Origin of the sequence: Thiolapillus sp., from assembly GCF_048562965.1 — a bacterium.
GTDB lineage: Bacteria > Pseudomonadota > Gammaproteobacteria > Chromatiales > Chromatiaceae > Thiolapillus > Thiolapillus brandeum_A.
The window spans coordinates 1-628 of record NZ_JBHNMF010001434.1; the positions used below are offsets into that span (position 1 = coordinate 1).

Annotated in this window: 1 protein-coding gene; it reads right to left on the reverse strand. The window is 51.6% G+C overall.

Annotated elements, in window-relative coordinates:
- Positions 1–141: 141 nt before the first annotated feature.
- The gene (locus tag ACOCD2_RS24780; protein ID WP_294118061.1) at positions 142–531 is read right to left on the reverse strand and encodes an IS66 family transposase; all 390 of its coding nucleotides are present in this window, start codon (positions 529–531) and stop codon (positions 142–144) included.
- Positions 532–628 lie beyond the last annotated feature (97 nt).

The following is a 628-nucleotide window of genomic DNA, read 5'->3' on the forward strand; positions in this document are numbered from 1 at the left end:
CTCCCTGCAAACGACAATATCCTTGTCAAGGCAGGTGATTAATTAATTCAGTATATTGGCATGCGCTAATTATCTGGAGCTGCCCGAAAAAGATAGCTATTTATAGACGGTAACTAATTAGTCCGTAACTACTCACCCCTATCAGCGTAGAGCTGTCCCGAAAAGGCCATTTGAATGGCGACCAGCGGATTGTATCCCTGATTTGCCATGGTCTGCATGGTAACTGGAAATGCGGCAATAGGCCTCGGCGTACTTTCTTGTCCGGAAGCACCCAGACACCTTCTGTTTGACTTTGCTCATTCTCAGGTCACGTTCGGCCCGGTTGTTGGTAAACGGCACGTGTGAGAGTCTGGCGAAGAGCAGTACTGCCGTCTCATGCTTCTTCAGTCGTTCCCACAGGTTGTGCGCATCGGATTTGGCGACCCGGCCCCGTTTGCCGTTTTGTCTGAGCTGGATAGGCGGGAGCTGCTTTGCACCGCGGGTGAGGATATTGCGGTAGCGTTTCTGCAGTAAGCGCCCAAGAATCCACACCTGTTTTCCCCACCTGACCCTGTGCAGACTTTCTCCTGGAATTTCACGACATAGGAGAAATCGATGGACATGTCTGATGCCACCGAAGGTGCGCCGT